This is a genomic window from Acidovorax sp. Root219, assembly GCF_001428665.1.
Taxonomy (GTDB): Bacteria; Pseudomonadota; Gammaproteobacteria; order Burkholderiales; family Burkholderiaceae_C; genus Acidovorax.
In genome coordinates, this window is sequence record NZ_LMIJ01000046.1 from 284,066 (window position 1) to 300,312 (window position 16,247).

The 16,247-nt window shown below is 67.0% G+C and carries 15 protein-coding genes; 5 read left to right on the forward strand and 10 right to left on the reverse strand.

What is annotated here, in order from left to right; translation table 11 throughout:
• Positions 1-228 precede the first annotated feature (228 nt).
• On the reverse strand, positions 229-1,494 hold the full coding sequence (locus ASE28_RS29770) for a YhjD/YihY/BrkB family envelope integrity protein (protein WP_057269627.1): 1,266 nt from the start codon (positions 1,492-1,494) through the stop codon (positions 229-231).
• Positions 1,495-1,725: 231 nt separating this feature from the next.
• Between ASE28_RS29770 and ASE28_RS29775 the strand changes: the two genes are divergently transcribed.
• The 5 genes from ASE28_RS29775 (at position 1,726) to ASE28_RS29795 (ending at position 5,774) form a co-directional block, all read left to right on the forward strand.
• On the forward strand, positions 1,726-2,154 hold the full coding sequence (locus ASE28_RS29775) for a DUF2069 domain-containing protein (RefSeq protein ID WP_057269628.1): 429 nt from the start codon (positions 1,726-1,728) through the stop codon (positions 2,152-2,154).
• Positions 2,155-2,253: 99 nt separating this feature from the next.
• Positions 2,254-3,675 (forward strand): FAD-binding oxidoreductase, encoded by a 1,422-nt coding sequence (locus ASE28_RS29780; RefSeq protein WP_057269629.1) that lies wholly within the window; start codon positions 2,254-2,256, stop codon positions 3,673-3,675.
• 26 nt (positions 3,676-3,701) lie between these two features.
• On the forward strand, positions 3,702-4,172 hold the full coding sequence (locus tag ASE28_RS29785) for a GNAT family N-acetyltransferase (protein WP_057205572.1): 471 nt from the start codon (positions 3,702-3,704) through the stop codon (positions 4,170-4,172).
• Between the two features lie 136 nt (positions 4,173-4,308).
• On the forward strand, positions 4,309-5,112 hold the full coding sequence (locus ASE28_RS29790; RefSeq protein ID WP_057205571.1) for a DNA/RNA non-specific endonuclease: 804 nt from the start codon (positions 4,309-4,311) through the stop codon (positions 5,110-5,112).
• 83 nt (positions 5,113-5,195) lie between these two features.
• Positions 5,196-5,774, forward strand: a complete 579-nt coding sequence (locus tag ASE28_RS29795; RefSeq protein ID WP_235516249.1) for a GNAT family N-acetyltransferase — start codon at positions 5,196-5,198, stop codon at positions 5,772-5,774.
• Positions 5,775-5,803: 29 nt separating this feature from the next.
• Here ASE28_RS29795 and ASE28_RS29800 read toward each other — a convergent pair whose 3' ends face one another.
• From ASE28_RS29800 to ASE28_RS29840, 9 genes are all read right to left on the reverse strand, one after another.
• Positions 5,804-6,835: a carbohydrate kinase family protein gene (locus ASE28_RS29800; protein ID WP_057269631.1), complete on the reverse strand. Its 1,032-nt coding sequence runs from the start codon at positions 6,833-6,835 to the stop codon at positions 5,804-5,806.
• Between the two features lie 34 nt (positions 6,836-6,869).
• A complete protein-coding gene (gene xylB / locus ASE28_RS29805) occupies positions 6,870-8,342 on the reverse strand; it encodes a xylulokinase (protein WP_057269632.1) in 1,473 nt (490 codons plus the stop codon).
• Positions 8,343-8,374: 32 nt separating this feature from the next.
• On the reverse strand, positions 8,375-9,313 hold the full coding sequence (locus tag ASE28_RS29810; RefSeq protein WP_057269633.1) for an AraC family transcriptional regulator: 939 nt from the start codon (positions 9,311-9,313) through the stop codon (positions 8,375-8,377).
• 30 nt (positions 9,314-9,343) lie between these two features.
• The gene (gene dalD / locus ASE28_RS29815) at positions 9,344-10,753 is read right to left on the reverse strand and encodes a D-arabinitol 4-dehydrogenase (RefSeq protein ID WP_057269634.1); all 1,410 of its coding nucleotides are present in this window, start codon (positions 10,751-10,753) and stop codon (positions 9,344-9,346) included.
• A 136-nt stretch (positions 10,754-10,889) separates the two neighbouring features.
• Positions 10,890-11,624, reverse strand: a complete 735-nt coding sequence (locus ASE28_RS29820) for an SDR family oxidoreductase (protein WP_057269635.1) — start codon at positions 11,622-11,624, stop codon at positions 10,890-10,892.
• Positions 11,621-12,664 (reverse strand): ABC transporter ATP-binding protein, encoded by a 1,044-nt coding sequence (locus ASE28_RS29825; RefSeq protein ID WP_057269636.1) that lies wholly within the window; start codon positions 12,662-12,664, stop codon positions 11,621-11,623. The genes ASE28_RS29820 and ASE28_RS29825 overlap by 4 nt, the downstream gene beginning before the upstream one ends.
• A gap of 49 nt (positions 12,665-12,713) precedes the next feature.
• A complete protein-coding gene (locus ASE28_RS29830; protein ID WP_057269637.1) occupies positions 12,714-13,553 on the reverse strand; it encodes a carbohydrate ABC transporter permease in 840 nt (279 codons plus the stop codon).
• 23 nt (positions 13,554-13,576) lie between these two features.
• The gene (locus ASE28_RS29835; protein ID WP_057269638.1) at positions 13,577-14,437 is read right to left on the reverse strand and encodes a carbohydrate ABC transporter permease; all 861 of its coding nucleotides are present in this window, start codon (positions 14,435-14,437) and stop codon (positions 13,577-13,579) included.
• A 151-nt stretch (positions 14,438-14,588) separates the two neighbouring features.
• Positions 14,589-15,920 (reverse strand): sugar ABC transporter substrate-binding protein, encoded by a 1,332-nt coding sequence (locus tag ASE28_RS29840; protein WP_057269639.1) that lies wholly within the window; start codon positions 15,918-15,920, stop codon positions 14,589-14,591.
• Between the last annotated feature and the right edge of the window lie 327 nt (positions 15,921-16,247).

The following is a 16,247-nucleotide window of genomic DNA, read 5'->3' on the forward strand; positions in this document are numbered from 1 at the left end:
CAGCTGCCTCGCAGAGGCAGCGCAGGGAGTTCTTCGGCGTCACCCCAGGACCGAGCATAGCAGGCTGCCCCCTCGTACGCAGTGCGAGGGGGACACGGGCAGCGGGGTCGCCTTTTCTTGGCCTACCTTCTTTTGGCGACGCAAAAGAAGGTAGGTGCGCCGCCGGGCGCACATCCCGGTTCCCGCCCTAAACCCAGGCACACAGAAACCACAACCAACGAAGCAAGCTCACCCCCGCACAGCCCCCCGGAGCAAATCCGCCACCTTCATCCTCTCCAACCCCGCACTGCTCCAGAACGCCCCCAAACTCTCCGCCCGTTCCAACAGCAACTTCTCCACCAGCGGCTCAGCAGAAGTAGCCAAGGGATCCACCAGCAACAGATACCGCGGCTCCTCCACATCCGCCGCATCCGGGTCGGCCTGGGCGTCATTGATCTGCCCGACCCAGTCCAGAGACAGCAGGGCATCAAGCACCGGTTCGAGCTGCAGCACATCAAGCCGCAGCAGTTGCGCCAGCTCGCTCGCGCGCAAGCCCTTCTGCACATGGCGGCGCGCCAGGTACAGCTCCTGCAGCACCTCCACCGCCAGCTGGAAGGTCCACCCCGCCACGGTACCGCGCCGGGCCACCCCGGCCAGCAGGCTGGGCAGATACGCCGTGACCACCGCACCCAGCAGCACGATGACCCAGGCCACGTAGATCCACACCAGCAGGATCGGCAAAGTGGCGAAGGCCCCGTACACCACCGAGTAGGTCGGCACGTTGCTCAGATAGATCGCCAGCACCCGCTTGGCCAGCTCGATGCAGATCGACACGAACAGGCCGCCGGCCCAGGCGTGGCGCCATTTCACGGGGGTGTTGGGGACGTAGTGGTACAGCGCCGCCATGCAGCCGGCGAGCACGAAGAACTGGATGGAGTCGAACAGCAGCTGCACGCCGCTGGGCAGTGCCTTCACGAGCCCCCCCGATGCCGACATGACGTACGAGGTGACGGCCAGGCTCACGCCCAGCAGCAGCGGGCCCAGGGTGATCACGGCCCAGTAGATCAGCACGCGCTGGCCCAGGGGGCGCAGGCGGCGCACGCGCCAGATGTCGTTGAGCGTGCGGTCCATGGTGAGGATCAGGGCCAGCGCCGTGGCCAGCAAAATGCTGAAGCCCGCCACGCCCAGGCTGCTGGCCTTGGCGGCAAACTGCGTGAGGTAGCCCAGCACCTGGCGCGAGATGCTGTCGGGCACCAGGCTGTCCACCAGCCAGCGCTGCAGCACGTCCTGCACCTTGCCGAAGATGGGGAACGCGGTGAACACCGCCAGTGCCACCACGAAGAAGGGCACCAGCGCCAGCGTGGTCGTGAAGGTCAGGCTGCTGGCCGTCAGGCCCAGGTGGTCCTCGCGAAAGCGCTCGCGCAGGGTCAGTGCCGTCGTTTTCCAGGGGAAATGCGACAGCTGCGTGATCAGCGCTTCGATGCGCGAGGCTACAGTCTGCAAGGTCAAGGGCATGGCCGATATGATCCTAGGCCCGGCAAGGGGCCACAGGGGGTGTGAAAACGCTGCATCGCAATGAATATGCGGGCAGGCGACATACACCGCGCATTGTGGGCCCAAGCGCGCTGCGGGCCGCAAGCACAATGGCCATGGCTGCCCGCTGAGCCCGCCCGCCGCACCCGGACCAACGAACGATTTTTGCGCCTCTGCGCCATCCACCGACTTCCAACTGCTGCGCCGCCACCGATGACCGCTTCCCTCCCCGTCTCCGACCACGCCATTGCCGCCACCCGCTGGGTGGCCACCGGCAGCGTGATAGCGCTGATCGTGCTGTGCCTGGCCTGGGAGCTGGTGCTGGCCCCCGTGCGCCCTGGCGGCTCATGGATTGCCCTGAAGGCGCTGCCGCTGTGCATTCCGCTGGCCGGCATCCTCAAGAACCGCATGTACACCTACCGCTGGGTGAGCCTGGTGATCTGGCTGTACTTCACCGAGGGCGTGGTGCGCGGCTGGGGCGACAAGCCGCCGTCGCAGTGGCTGGCCTGGGTCGAGGTGCTGCTGTGCCTGGCGCTGTTCACGGCCTGCACGCTGCACGTGCGGCTGCGCCAGCGCAATGCCAAGGCCATGGCGGCCGCCAATGAATTGCAGGAAGGGCAGGCGCCATCCCCTGCCGCCTGAGACGATACAAGCCCACCCGACAATCCACCATCACGCTGCAATGCCCCGGCGCCCGCCCCCGGCAGCAGCCCTGACCGCTGTAGACGAAAGGCCCAAGACATGACCACCACCCTCATCGACACCCTGCGCACCCTGGTCGGACCGGCCCACGTGCTGACCGATGGCGACCTGACCGCCTGGGAGCAGGACTGGCGCCGCCGCGTGCGCGGCAAGGCCCTGGCCGTGGTACGCCCCGCCAGCACGCCGGAAGTGGCCGCCGTGGTCAAGGCCTGTGCGGCAGCCGGCACGGCCATCGTGCCGCAGGGCGGCAACACCGGCCTGGCGGTGGGCTCCACGCCCGACGACAGCGGCACGCAGGTGGTGCTGAGCCTCACGCGCATGAACGCCGTGCGCAGCATCGACACCGACAACCTGACGATGACGGTGGAGGCCGGCTGCATCCTGCAGAACCTGCAGGACGTGGCGCAGAACGCGGGCGTGCTGTTCCCCCTGTCGCTCGCGGCCGAGGGCAGCTGCACCATCGGCGGCAACCTGGGCACCAACGCCGGCGGCACGCAGGTGGTGCGCTACGGCAATGCGCGCGACCTGTGCCTGGGCCTGGAAGTCGTCACCGCCCAGGGCGAGGTGTGGGATGGCTTGAAGGGCCTGCGCAAGGACAACACCGGCTACGACCTGCGCGACCTGTTCATCGGCAGCGAAGGCACGCTGGGCATCATCACTGCCGCCACGCTCAAGCTCTACCCCGAGCCCGCCGCCCGCCTTACGGCCTGGGCCGCCGTGCCGTCCATGGAACATGCCGTGGCCCTGCTGGGCCTGGCGCACAAGCACCTGGGCGCGGGCCTCACGGGCTTCGAGGTGATGGGCCAGTTCGCGCTGAGCCTGGTGGGCAAGCACATGCCGCAGCTGCGCGTGCCCTTCCTGGGCGACGAGAACGCGCCCTGGTGCGTACTGCTCGAAAACTCCGACAGCGAATCCGAAGCGCATGCGCGCGGCCGCTTCGAGGCATTGCTGGAAACCGCCTTCGAGGCCAGCTGCGTGACCGACGCCGTGGTGGCCGAAAACCTCACCCAGGCGCAGCAGCTGTGGCACATCCGCGAGAACATCCCCCTGGCGCAGGCCGAAGAAGGCCTGAACATCAAGCACGACATCTCCATCCAGATCTCGCGCATCCCCGCCTTCGTGGCCCACACCGATGCCGTGCTGCGCCGCGAGATCCCCGGCGTGCGCCTGGTCCACTTCGGCCACCTGGGTGATGGCAACCTGCACTACAACGTGCAGGCGCCCGTGGAAGGCGATCCCAAGGCCTTTCTGCGCGACCACGAGGAGCATGTGCACCAGCTGGTGTACGACGCAGTGGCCGAGTTCAGCGGCTCCTTCTCGGCCGAGCATGGCATCGGCGAACTCAAGGCCGACAAGCTCGAGAAGTACCAGTCGCCCGTGGCCCTGTCGATGATGCGCGCCGTCAAGCAGGCGCTGGACCCTCAAGGCACCATGAACCCCGGGCGCGTGCTCAACCGCTGACCCCCTACCCTTTGCAGGAGCCCCGCATGACTGCTGCCCCGGTATCCGTCCGCCCCGTCACTGCAGAGGACTACGCTGCCTGGCGCCCGCTCTGGGACGGCTACAACGCCTTCTATGGGCGCTTTGGTGCCACGGCACTGCCAGAGCACATCACGGCCAGCACCTGGCAGCGCTTCCTCGACCCGGCCGAGCCGGTGCACTGCCTGGTGGCACAAGAGGAAGGCAGCGGCGCGCTGCTGGGACTGACCCACTATCTGTACCACCGCAGCATGACGCGCATCGAGCCGGTCTGCTACCTGAGCGACCTGTTCACCCGCGAGGCCGCGCGCGGGCGTGGCGTCGGCCGCCTGCTGATCGAAGCCGTGTACGAACAGGCCCGCGCAGCCGGCTCTTCGCGCGTGTACTGGCAGACGCAGGAGACCAATGCGGCAGGTCGCCTGCTGTACGACAAAGTGGCCAAGCACCATGGGTTCATCGTCTACGCAAAAGAGCTTTGATGGGCTCCATTTCCTGCCTCCAAACGTAAGCGCTGCAAGCAGCAGAAAAACCTTGCAGCACTGCAGCCCGTAAGGCCAAAACAGGCCTACAGCGGTGGTCCAATCAGCGCCCTTTTCGCTGCTTTGACACCCTGTTTTGAATCTGCTTTTTTCCTGGCCCCGCGCCGCGCGTGGGGCCACGGCCCTGGCGCTGGTGCTTGGCGCCGCTGCCCCCTCTCTCGCCCGTACTCCCTCCACCTTTCTCGACAGCATCGCCGGCCTGCGCAGCGCGCAGCCCACGGGCTTCGTGCATTGCCCGCAGTTCTTCGTGGGCGGCAAGCCGCCGCCGGTGCCGCGCCGCGCCCAGCAGCGCGAGCTGTGCTACGAGGCCTTTGCCGTGCTGCACAGCGGCGAGACGCGCACACCCGTCTATGTGGCCCAGCGCCTGAACCGCCAGGTGCTGGAAGGCGCTGACGAAAAACGCTCGAACAAGTTCTTTGCCGATGCCCGCCTGCCCCGCGGCGAGCGCGCCGAACTCGACGACTACAAGCGCTCGGGGTACAGCCGCGGGCACATGGCACCGGCGGCCGACATGTCCACCCCCACGGCCATGGCGCAGAGCTTCTCGCTGGCCAACATGGTGCCGCAGGACCCCAGGCAGAACGGCGGCCCCTGGGCCCGCATCGAGCAGGACACGCGGCGCTATGTGCTGCGCGCCCGAGGCGACGTGTACGTGATCACCGGCCCGGTCTTCACGGCCGAGAGCCCCGCCATCGGCGCCAGCAAGGTGCGCGTGCCGGCCTACCTGTTCAAGCTGGTGTACGACGCCAGCACGCAGCGCGCCTGGGCGCACTGGCAGGCCAACCGCGAGGGTGAACGGGCGGGCCCGCCCATAAGCTACCAAGAGCTGGTGAAGCGAACGGGGGTGGAGTTTCTGCCCCAGGTGGAGCCACAGCATTGAGCGCCGCACGGCGCTCACGCCCCGGCAATCTGCTAACTTCCACGCCCATGCCCTCCTCTGCCCTTCACCCCTCAGTCCCCGCCTTGGCCGCATCGTTGGCCGACGACCCCTTTTACCTGGCCATCACGGCCGACTTCGCGCGCGATGCGCAGGGGCGCCGGGCGGTGCTATCGCAGTACCTGGACTACTCGCTGCGCGAGGCACAGCGCGGCGGCCAATGCACACTGCTGCAGGACGAGCGTCTGGGTGCAGCGCTGTGGACCCTGCCCCGCGCTGCCGATGCCGAAGCGGCCGATGCACAGGCCAAGGTGGACCATCTGCAGACCGTGCTGGGCCCGCGCGGCATGGACAACTACCGCCAGATCATCGCCTTCATGGGCCAGCGCGCCAGCGGTGTCGGGCTGGAGGGTGCTTGGTACCTGTCCATCCTGGGCATAGCCCCCGCATCGCAGGGCCTGGGCCTTGGTGCCCAGCTGCTGGCGCCTACGCTGGCAGCGGCGGACCAGGCGAGCGTGGCTTGCTACCTGGAGACGTTCTCTGGGCGCAACGAGAAGTTCTATGCCCGCGCGGGGTTTCAAGCCCTCGCCTCGCACCTGGAGACAGCGACGGGAGCGCTGTACACGATCATGGTGCGTCACGCATTGGCCATGCCAGCGGCATGAGCAAGGGCCATCCCCTGGGTGCCCAGGGTTCAGGGCAGTTGATCCACCGCTGGGTGCTGCCCCGCCCAATCCTGCGCTGCCTGCCAAACCGGCGGCACGCAGCCACGCTCCTGCACGCACAGGCTGGCGCTGGCCAGGGCGTGGCGCAGGGCCTGCGGGTACACCGCTGCAGGCAGGGCCGCGATGAAGTCGGCCATGCCAGCAGGTGCCGAACCGTCCTGTTGCGCATGGGCGCGCAGCAGGTAGGCGAGCAGGCCCGCGAGAAAGCTGTCGCCAGCCCCCACGGTATCGACCACGGCCAGGGGCTGGGCTTCCTTGGCAAACCATTGGGCAGCACCCTCCCCTTGCTGCAGCAGCCAGGCGCCCTCGCCGCCCAGGGTCAGTGCCATGAGGCGGGCGCGGGGGTTGGCAGCCAGCAGGTGGCGAGCGCGCTCCAGGGTACCAGTGCCGGGCACCTGCAGGTGGTCCAGGTCTTCGTCGCTGGCCTTGATGATGTGCGCCTCGGCCAGGGCCGCGTGGACCTGGGCGCGGTAGGCGGGCAGGTCGGGCATGACGGAGGGGCGCAGGTTGGCGTCCACCACCACGCAGCAGCCGGCGGCGCGCTGGGCCTGCAGCCAGGGCAGGTAGATGGCGGCATCGCGCGCATCCAGGGCCAGGGCGCCGGTGCAGATCAGCTGCAGTGCGCCGCCATGCGCAGCACAGGCGGCGTTGAGCCCCGCAGCGCTCACGGTGCGGTCGGCCACGCCTTCGCGGTAGAAGGCGTAGTCGGGGTGGCCGTGCTCGGTGAGGTTGACCACGGCCAGCGAGGTGACCTCGCCCACGGGTGTGGGCAGGGCCAGTTGCACGCCATCGGCCGCGAGCTGCGACGCGAGTTCACGGCCCCAGCGGTCGCGTGACAGGGGGTTGAGGTACTGCGTGCCCACGCCCTGGCGCGCCAGCGCCCGGCCCAGGTTGTACAGCGCGCCGCCCAGGCAGGGCTCGTAGTTGCCGTCGGCACGGCCAATGAGGTCGATCAGTGCTTCGCCGGCAATGGCGACCTGGACGGGGGAGGAAGTGGGCATGGCGTGGTCAGGAAAACAAGAAAGCGACGGTCAATCAGAAATGGGGCAACAGCGCAGGGTACAGCGCCTTGAAGCGCGCATGGCGCTCCTGCAACAGCGCCTGCTGCGCGGGCTGGGGGGTAAAGCGGTCCTCGGCCGGAAGGCCCTGGCACCACAGCGCTTCGTCGCCACCGCAGGCCATGGCGGCCAGGCGCGCGGCGCCCAGGGCTGCAGCAGCATGGCCCCCCCGCGGCCGCTCCAGCGTGCAGCCCAGGCCGCTGGCCAGCAGTTGGGCCCAGGCATCGCTGCGGGCACCACCGCCGACCAGGGTGAGGGATGCGTCTGAAGGCCCCTCCACCTCGCCCGCCGCTGCCTGCATGGCCTGCAGTCCGTCCATGAGGCCAAAGCCCACGCCCTCCATCACGGCGCAGGCCATGTCGGTCGCATCGTGCTCGGCGCGCAGGCCCATGAAGACGCCGGTGGCGGCCGCGTTGTTGTGGGGCGTGCGCTCGCCGCTCAGGTAGGGCAGAAAGAGCGGAGCCTGCGCATGGCGCGCCAGGTCCATGCCCTGCACCGCGGTGGACAGCTGTACCTCGGACTGCCCGGTGATGCGGGCCAGCCAGCCGAAGGCACTGGCCGCGCTGAGCATGACGGACATCTGGTGCCAGCGGCCAGGCAGCGCATGGGCGAAGGCATGCACGGCACGCTCGGTAGCGGGCGCAAACCGGTCGGACACCCGGAACACCACGCCCGAGGTACCCAGCGAGACAAAGCCCTGCCCCGCCTGGCGCGCCCCCACGCCCACCGCACTGGCGGCGTTGTCACCGCCGCCGCCGGCCATGGTCACTCCGGCGGGTAGGCCCCAGCGAGCGGCCACGTCGGCGCGCAGCACGCCAGTGGCCTCGCTGCCCTCGGCCAGGCGGGGCATGTGGGCACGGGTCAGTCCGCAGGCAGCGATCAGGGTGTCGCTCCAATCGCGGCGCGCCACGTCCAGCCACAGGGTGCCCGAGGCATCGGACATGTCGCTCACCGCATCGCCCGTGAGCTGCAGGCGCAGCCAGTCCTTGGGCAGCAGCACGCTGCGGATGCGCGCAAACACTTCAGGCTCGTGCTTGCGCAGCCACAGCAGCTTGGGCGCGGTAAAGCCGGGCATGGCCAGATTGCCGGTGATCTCCCGCGAGGCGGGCACGGCCTGCTCCAGCTCGGCGCATTCGGCCGCCGCGCGGCCATCGTTCCAGAGGATGGCGGGGCGCAGCACCTCGCCCTGCGCGCCCAGCACCACGGCGCCGTGCATGTGGCCCGACAGGCCCACGCCGCGCACCTGCGCCCAGGCATCGGGCGCCTGCGCACGCAGCTGCGCCACGGCGGTTTCGGTAGCGGCCAGCCAGTGGGCCGGGTGCTGCTCGCTCCAGGTCGGCTGCGGCCGGTGCTGGGGCACGGGGGCATCGGCCACGGCATGCACCTGCTGGTCTTCGCCCAGCAACAGCAACTTGACACCCGAGGTGCCCAGATCGATACCCAGGTACATGCACTATTCCTGAAACACGGGGGAAAGCACTGTCATGCCTTGATCCCGAAGCGGCCCGCACCCTGCTTGCGGTATTCGCTGGGCGTCATGCCCTTGATGTCCAGAAAGCGGCGGTTGAAGTTGGCCATGTTGTTGAAACCCACGTCGTAGGCGATGTGGGTGATGTAGCGCTCGGACTCCATGAGCAGCTGGCAGGCGCGGTTCACGCGCACCAGGTTCACGAAATCGGTGAAGGTGTTGCCCGTGGCCCGGCGGAAGAAGCGCGAGAAGCGGCTCTCGGTCATGCCCAGTTCCTGCGCCAGGTCGGCGGCCGACAGGGGCTCTGCCAGGTGGTCGGTGATGCGGCTCACGACGGCATTGATCTGGTCGAGCTGGGTGTCGTTGTCCTCGCTTTGCAGCTGCGTGCTCGACAGCAGCCGAAAATCTGTGCAGCGGGCAAGGTCGCTCAGGAATTCACAGAACGCGCCGAACCGGGCCAGCCCCTGGCGGGCCTTGATGCGCTGCCAGTGCTCCTGTGCCTGCGCCTCCATGCCAAAGAACTCGATTCCGTGGCGGGCCCGCTCCAGCAGGGGCAGCACCTCTCGCAGTTCAGGGATGCTCTCGCTGCTGGCCATGAGCGGGGCGTGCGAGAACTGGATCACCAGGTCGCGCAGCGGCACGCCGCCCTCGGGCAGGTCCATGCTGATCCAGTTGTGCGGCAGGCGCGGCCCAGTCAGCACCAGATGGCCCGGCTGGAACTGGCCGATCCAGTCCCCCACGAACACCTTGCCCGAAGTAGCGGTGATCAGGTGCAGTTCGTACTCGTCGTGGTAGTGCCAGCGCGCCAGCGGCGTCGGAAAACCGTGCGACAGGCAGCGGATGAAGCCCACGGTTTCCGGCGGCTCATAGCCCAGCTCGGGCGATCGCACATAGTCGTGCTCCAGCTCGGGCTTGGTCTGGCGTGGGGAGACAGGCGTCGTCTTCACGGTCATGGCGTCATTCCTGTGGGCAAGCCGCTCAATTTACCCCTGCGATTTTGCACGTTCCGCCACAAACGCCTGCACGCGCGCGAAGGCCTTGCGCAGCGTGGCGACCAGGCGCGGGTCCGAGGCCATCTCGCCCCAGAGCGTCGCATCGGCGGCGTAGGCGGCGACCGGGTCGGCCGCATCGCAGATCGCATGCGCCACGGCCGGGTCCATGGCCTGGTCCTGGTAGTCGTAGGGGATCTGCCCGGCATGCCAGCGCTGCAGGTAGGCCAGGAACAGCGCCGGCAGCATGGCGACGCTGTCGAACGAACCATGGCGCGCCAGCTGGTCGCGGATAGTGGGCGCGATCATGCCGGGGATCTTGGAGAACGCATCCATGGCCACGCGCTGGTTGGTGTCGGCGATGGCGGGGTTGCCGAAGCGGTCCAGCACCACGTCGCGGTACCGCTCCAGGTCGATGGGGCACGGCTGCTCAGGGGTGTGGAGCACGGGGATCGCATCGTCGGTCACGTAGTCGTAGGCCATCTGGCGGATGGCGGCGTCGTGCGTGCCTTCGTGGATGTACCGGTAGCCCGCCAGCGTGCCCGCCCAGGCGATGCAGCTGTGGGTGGCGTTGAGCAGGCGGATCTTGGCCTCCTCGTAGGCCTGCACCGAGTCCACCATCTCCACGCCCACCTTCTCCCACGCAGGGCGCCCGGCAATGAACTGGTCCTCGATCACCCACTGGATGAAGCTCTCGCCCATGAGCGCCGCCTTGTCGTCCCAGCCGGTGGCGGCCTTCACGCGCTCGGCCACGTCGGGTGTGGGGCGCGGCGTGATGCGGTCAACCATGGCGTTGGGGCTACGGGTGTTCGCAAGCACCCAAGCCTTGAGCGCAGCATCGCCCAGCGCGTCGATGAACTGCAGCAGGCCGCCGCGCGAGCGCTCGCCGTTGTGGCGCAGGTTGTCGCAGTTCATCAGCGTCACAGGGCCGGCACCGGCGAGCATGCGCGCGCGCAGGATACTCACCAGGGCGCCGTAGATGCTGTGGCCCGCCCGGCCGGCCTGCACGGCCGCGAGATCGGCGCGCAGGTCCGGGAACGTGGACCAGTCGAGCTGGTTGTCGGCATCCAGGTAATAGCCGGCCTCGGTCACGGTGAACGAGATGATGCGCGTGGCGGCATCGGCTCCGGCGGCGATCAGCGGGGCCAGATCGTCCTGGTAGGCGATGACGCGCTCGATCGACTCGATGCGGGTGTAACTGCGCGCTCCCTGCGGCGTGACGGTTTCCAGCGTGTAGCGCCCGCCCTGGGCCTCAAGCGCCGCGATGGTCTCGGCCATGTCGGGGCGAAGGTTGCCACCCACGATGGCCCAGCCCATGTCGCCCGACTGGCGCAGTTCGTGAACGTAGACGGCCTGGTGGGCACGGTGGAACGAGCCCAGGCCCAGGTGCAGGATGAAATTCATGGTGCGTGAATGCAAGGAATTGTGGAGAGCTCTCGCGGATTTGCATTCGACCGGATAACTAGGCGGGAAGCCGCAGACAGTGCTGTAGCACGGCAAGGCGACCCAACGACGTTATACGGTTGAAGGCACATCCGCATCAGAGGTCGAAATTGGTGGGCATCATCACCACGTCGCGGATGGTCATGCCGCGCGGCCGGGTCAGCATGAACAGCACCACCTCGGCCACTTCGGCGGCCTCGATGAGGCTGCCATTGGCCTTGGCCTCTTCGAGCTTTTCAGCGGGCCAGTCGGCCAGCAGCGAGGTGATGACCGGGCCCGGAGAGATGGCCCCCACGCGGATGCCGTGCTTGAACACCTGGCGGCGCACGGTCTGCACGAAGCAGTTCACCGCCCACTTGGACGAGGCGTAGACGGGCTCCCACGGCGTAGGGAAGTGGGCGGCGAGCGAGCTCGTCACGATGATGTCCCCGCGGCCGCGCTCGATCATGTGGGGCAGCACGTTGTGCACGTTCTTCATCACCACGTTGACGTTGAGCTGCAGCATGCGGTCGATGGCGTCGGGATCGGCATCGACCAGATCGCCCCCGACGTAGAGCCCCGCGTTGGCGTGGAAGATGTCGAGCTGGCCGGCGATGGCCAGCGTGCGCGCCAGCAGGCTGGCGCACTGTTTCGCATCGAGCAGGTCCAGCACCAGCGGCAAAGCGCTCTCGCCGATGGCGGCGCAGGCCCTGGCCAGCGCCACCTCGTCCCGGTCGATCAGCACCACGCGCGCACCGGCATCCGCCATCGCCTTCGCGCTGGCAAAGCCGATGCCCGAGGCCGCGCCGGTGATGGCGGCCACCTGCCCCTGCAGTGGATGCACGGCGGTCACGCGCCCTGCCCCGCCACGACGTGGCCCGCCGGGTCGAACCAGTGCGCCTGCGAGGCGTCGATGTCCAGGCTCACCGCATCGCCCGCGCGCAGGCCGGTGCGGTCGTTCTGGCGCGAGACGAACTGCGCACCGCCGGGCGTGCTCACGTAGATCAGCGTTTCGGCGCCCAGTGCTTCGATCAGGTCCACCTGCCCGCTCACCGGCGTCGTGCCGATGCTGCGCACCGCGATGTTTTCCGGGCGCAGGCCGATGGCACCGCCCGCCGCACCCGCCGGGGCCTGCTGCTGCACCGGCGCGGGCAGCTGCTGCAAGGGCACCACGTTCATCTGCGGCGTGCCGATGAACTGGGCCACGAACTGGTTGGCAGGCTTGTCGTACAGCTCCAGCGGCGTGCCGACCTGCTCGATGAGCCCGTCGCGCAGCACCACCACGCGGTCGGCCAGGGTCATGGCCTCCACCTGGTCGTGCGTCACATAGATGGTGGTGGCACCCAGGTCGCGGTGCAGCTTGGCGATCTCCACGCGGGTCTGGCCGCGCAGGGCCGCGTCCAGGTTGGACAGCGGCTCGTCGAACAAAAACACCTTGGGCGCGCGCACGATGGCGCGGCCGATGGCCACGCGCTGGCGCTGGCCGCCCGACAGCTCCTTGGGCGTGCGCTCCAGGTAGGTGGTGAGGTTCAGGATGGCCGCTGCGCGCTCGACCTTCTCGCGCACGATGGCCGGGTCGACCTTGGCGAGCTTGAGCGCGAAGCTCATGTTCTCGTACACGCTCATGTGCGGGTACAGCGCATAGCTCTGGAACACCATGGCCAGGTCGCGCTTGCTCGAAGGCTGGTCGGTGATGTCGCGGCCGTCGAGCATGAGCGAGCCGCCGTCGATGTTCTCCAGCCCCGCGATCAGGCGCAGCAACGTGGACTTGCCGCAGCCCGAGGGGCCGACGAAGACGATGAACTCGCCTTGCTGGATGGTGAGGTCGATGCCCTTGATGGCGCGGTGCTCACCGAAGAATTTCTCGATGCCGCGCAGTTGGAGATAGGCCATGGAATCGGTTTCCTGAAAACTTGATTGCGTTAGATGGGAAAGCTGCGCGCTACTTGACGGCGCCAAAGGTCAGGCCTTGCACCAGCTGCTTCTGGCTGAACCAGCCAAAGACCACGATGGGCGCAATCGCCATCAGCGAGGCTGCAGACAGCTTGGCCCAGAACAGGCCCTCGGGGCTGGAATACGAGGCGATCAGCGTGGCCAGCGTGCCGGCCTTGGCGGCGCTCAGGTTCAGGCTCCAGAAGGCCTCGTTCCACGAAAGCACCAGGCACAGCAGGCCCGTGGAGGCCAGGCCGCCCATGCCCAGGGGCAGCAGCACCAGGCGCACCTCTTGCCACAGGGTGGCGCCGTCCATGCGCGCGGCCTCCAGAATCTCGCGCGGGATGTCCTTGAAGTGCGAGTACAGCATCCACACCATGATGGGCAGGTTGGACAGCGCGAACACGATGATCAGCACCAGTTGCGTGTCGAGCAGGTGGCTCTTTTGCGCCAGCACGTAGATGGGCACCAGCGCGCCCACGGCGGGCATCATCTTGGTGGAGAGCATCCACATCAGGATGTCCTTGGTGTACTTGCCCTTGAAGAAGGCCATGGCATACGCCGCGGGTGCGGCCAGCATGAGCCCCACCACGGTGGAGAGCACACTGGTGATCACCGAGTTCTTGGCGTACAGCAGGTAGTCGCTGCGCTCCTGCACCTCGTGGAAGTTTTCGAGCGTGGGGACGAAGAACAGCTGCGGCGGCACGGCGATGGCCTGCAACTCGGTTTTGAACGCGGTGAGCAGCAGCCAGGCCAGCGGGAAGAACAACAGCAGGGCCACGCCCCAGGCGGCCACGGTGCGCAGGGCCAGCAGGCCCAGGGGGTAGGAGGATCGGCGTCGGGTGGTCATGTCGGTGGTCCTTCTTCTTGTATTTACTTATCGAGGTTCTTGCCGACCATGCGGATCAGGAAAACCGCCGCGATGTTGGCCAGCACCACCGCGAACAGCGCGCCGGCAGAGGCCACGCCCGCATCGAAATTGAGCAGCGCCTGCTTGAAGATCAAAAAGGTGACGTTGGTGCTCGCATCGCCCGGGCCACCGCCGGTGGTGGTGTAGATCTCGGCGAAGATGCTGAGCAAAAATATGAGTTCGATCATCACCACTACGGCCACCGAGCGCGCCAGGTGCGGCACGTACAGGTAGCGCAGTTGCTGCAGGTAGTTGGCGCCGTCCATGCGCGAGGCCTCCAGCTGCTCGTGGTTCATGCTCTGCAGCGAGGTCATGAAGATCAGCGTGGCAAACGGCAGCCACTGCCAGGAAACCATGACGATGATCGAGAACAGCGGCAAGTCCGTGAGCCAGTCCACCGGCTGCGCGCCGAAGAACATCCACACCTGCGCGAGCACGCCGTAGATGGGGTTCATCATCATGTTCTTCCACATCAGCGCATTCACCGTGGGCATGACGAAGAACGGCGAGATCAGCAGCACCCGCACGATGCCCCGGCCCGCGAACGGCTCGTTGATGAGCAGCGCGATGGCGATACCGAACACCACCGTGATGAGGATCACGCTACCGAGCAGCAGCAGCGTGTTGACTACCGCCGTGCCGAACGAAGGGTCGGTGACGAAGTACTCGAAGTTCTCCAACCCGGCAAAGCCGGTCTGGTCCGGCTGCATCAGGTTGTAGCGGATCAGCGAGAAGTAGATCGTCATCACCAGCGGCACGATCATCCACAGGAAGAGCGTGGCCATGGCTGGCGTGAGCAGCAGGCGGGGGAGCAGGCGGTTCATGGGAATCCCGGGAGAAATCTGGCGTTGCCAGACAAGGTAGGAAGCAGGCATTCAGCCGGCACCAGGGGCCTTCGGAGTCGAAACTCCCCGCCGCACATCTGCACGGCGAGGAGTCGCAGCCTTAATCAGCCCTCAGCAGCTGGACGGCGGCTCACTTGTAGTAACCGCCCTTTTTCATTTCACGGTCGGCAGACACCTGGCTCGCCTTGAGGGCCGCATCCACCGATGTCTTGCCGGCCAGGGCCGCGCTCATCTGCTGGCCCACAGCGATGCCGATGGCCTGGAACTCAGGGATGGCCGCGAACTGCACGCCCACGTAAGGGCTCTTGGGCAGGGTCGAATCGGTCGGGTTGGCCGAGTCGATGGCCACCTTCTCGGCCGCAGCAAAGCGCGCTGCCTTCTGGAACTCGGGGCTGGCGTAGGTGCTCTTGCGGGTGCCGGTGGGCACGTTGGCCCAACCGTTGGTCTTGGCCACGAGCTGCACGTACTCCTTGCTGGTGGACCAGGTGATGAACTTCTGCGCAGCGTCCACCTTCTTCGAACCGGCGGGAATGGCCAGATTCCACGACCAGAGCCAGTTGGCGCCCTTGGGCGTGTTCATGGTGGGGGCCTGGGCAAACGCCATCTGGTCGGCCACCTTGGACTGCTTGGGATCGCTCACGAAGGAGGCGGCGATGGTCGCGTCGATCCACATGCCGCACTTGCCCGAGTTGGTCAGCGCCAGGATTTCGTTGAAGCTGTTGGCCGACGAGCCGGGCGGGCCGTAGTTCTTGAGCAGGTCCACGTAGAAGGTGATGGCGTCCTTCCAGGGCTTGGATTCGAGCTGCGGCTTCCACTGCATGTCGAACCACTGGCCGCCGAAGGTGTTGACCAGCGTGGTCAGGAAGGCCATGTTGTCGCCCCAACCCGGCTTGCCGCGCAGGCAGATGCCGTACACGCCATTCTTGGGGTCGTGGATCTTGGCCGCCAGGTCCTTGATCTGGGGCCAGGTGGGGCGCTCGGGCACCTGCACGCCGGCCTTGTCGGCCAGATCCTTGCGGTACATCAGCATCGAGCTTTCGCCGTAGAACGGGGCGGCGAACAGCTTGCCATCGACCGACAGGCCGTTGCGCATGGCGGGCAGCAGGTCGTCCACGTCGTAGGCAGCGTCGGTCTTGAGCTCCTGCAGCCAGCCCTTTTTGCCCCAGATGGGGGCTTCGTACATGCCAATGGTCATCACGTCGAACTGGCCGCCCTTGGTGGCGATGTCGGTCGTCACGCGCTGGCGCAGCACGCCTTCTTCGAGCGTGACCCACTTGAGCTTGATGTCGGGGTTGGCCTGCTCGAAGTTCTTGGAGAGCTTCTGCATCTCGATCATGTGGCCGTTGTTCACGGTGGCAATCACGAGTTCGGTCTGCGCATGCGCAGCGGCGCCGCACAGCGAGGCCGCCAGGGCGGCAACGGCCAGGGCCAGGCGGGTGTGTGGACGGGTGGAACGGGGCATCGAAACGTCTCCTGCGTAGTTGGTATGGGATCTGCCACTCAACGCCGGTCGGATGGCTGGCATTGATGACCTGAACGATACCGATGCTCTGATGCTCAGTTGATACTTTGAAATCCCATACGCATACTAATTTTCGCCAGAATCTCGGGATTTATACCTAGATTCGTCAACTGGGTATGTGCATTGGCGATTAGTGGTGTCCACGCATGGAATGCATGCAGTCTGCTGCCTCACCACTGTTTCCAAAACTGGAACAGTCAGTTTGCGACTGGGTGGTTTTTCTTTGATCACCTGCGGCGTACAGTTCAACCCATCGATGAGCCGAAC

What these genes read in the sequence shown, in the direction of transcription:
- ASE28_RS29770 (WP_057269627.1), bottom strand. Translation starts at nt 1,494, where the DNA reads ATGCCCTTGACCTTGCAGACTGTAGCCTCGCGCATCGAAGCGCTGATC.
- ASE28_RS29775 (WP_057269628.1), top strand. Translation starts at nt 1,726, where the DNA reads ATGACCGCTTCCCTCCCCGTCTCCGACCACGCCATTGCCGCCACCCGC.
- ASE28_RS29780 (WP_057269629.1), top strand. Translation starts at nt 2,254, where the DNA reads ATGACCACCACCCTCATCGACACCCTGCGCACCCTGGTCGGACCGGCC.
- ASE28_RS29785 (WP_057205572.1), top strand. Translation starts at nt 3,702, where the DNA reads ATGACTGCTGCCCCGGTATCCGTCCGCCCCGTCACTGCAGAGGACTAC.
- ASE28_RS29800 (WP_057269631.1), bottom strand. Translation starts at nt 6,835, where the DNA reads ATGCCCACTTCCTCCCCCGTCCAGGTCGCCATTGCCGGCGAAGCACTG.
- xylB (WP_057269632.1), bottom strand. Translation starts at nt 8,342, where the DNA reads ATGTACCTGGGTATCGATCTGGGCACCTCGGGTGTCAAGTTGCTGTTG.
- ASE28_RS29810 (WP_057269633.1), bottom strand. Translation starts at nt 9,313, where the DNA reads ATGACCGTGAAGACGACGCCTGTCTCCCCACGCCAGACCAAGCCCGAG.
- dalD (WP_057269634.1), bottom strand. Translation starts at nt 10,753, where the DNA reads ATGAATTTCATCCTGCACCTGGGCCTGGGCTCGTTCCACCGTGCCCAC.
- ASE28_RS29825 (WP_057269636.1), bottom strand. Translation starts at nt 12,664, where the DNA reads ATGGCCTATCTCCAACTGCGCGGCATCGAGAAATTCTTCGGTGAGCAC.
- ASE28_RS29830 (WP_057269637.1), bottom strand. Translation starts at nt 13,553, where the DNA reads ATGACCACCCGACGCCGATCCTCCTACCCCCTGGGCCTGCTGGCCCTG.
- ASE28_RS29835 (WP_057269638.1), bottom strand. Translation starts at nt 14,437, where the DNA reads ATGAACCGCCTGCTCCCCCGCCTGCTGCTCACGCCAGCCATGGCCACG.
- ASE28_RS29840 (WP_057269639.1), bottom strand. Translation starts at nt 15,920, where the DNA reads ATGCCCCGTTCCACCCGTCCACACACCCGCCTGGCCCTGGCCGTTGCC.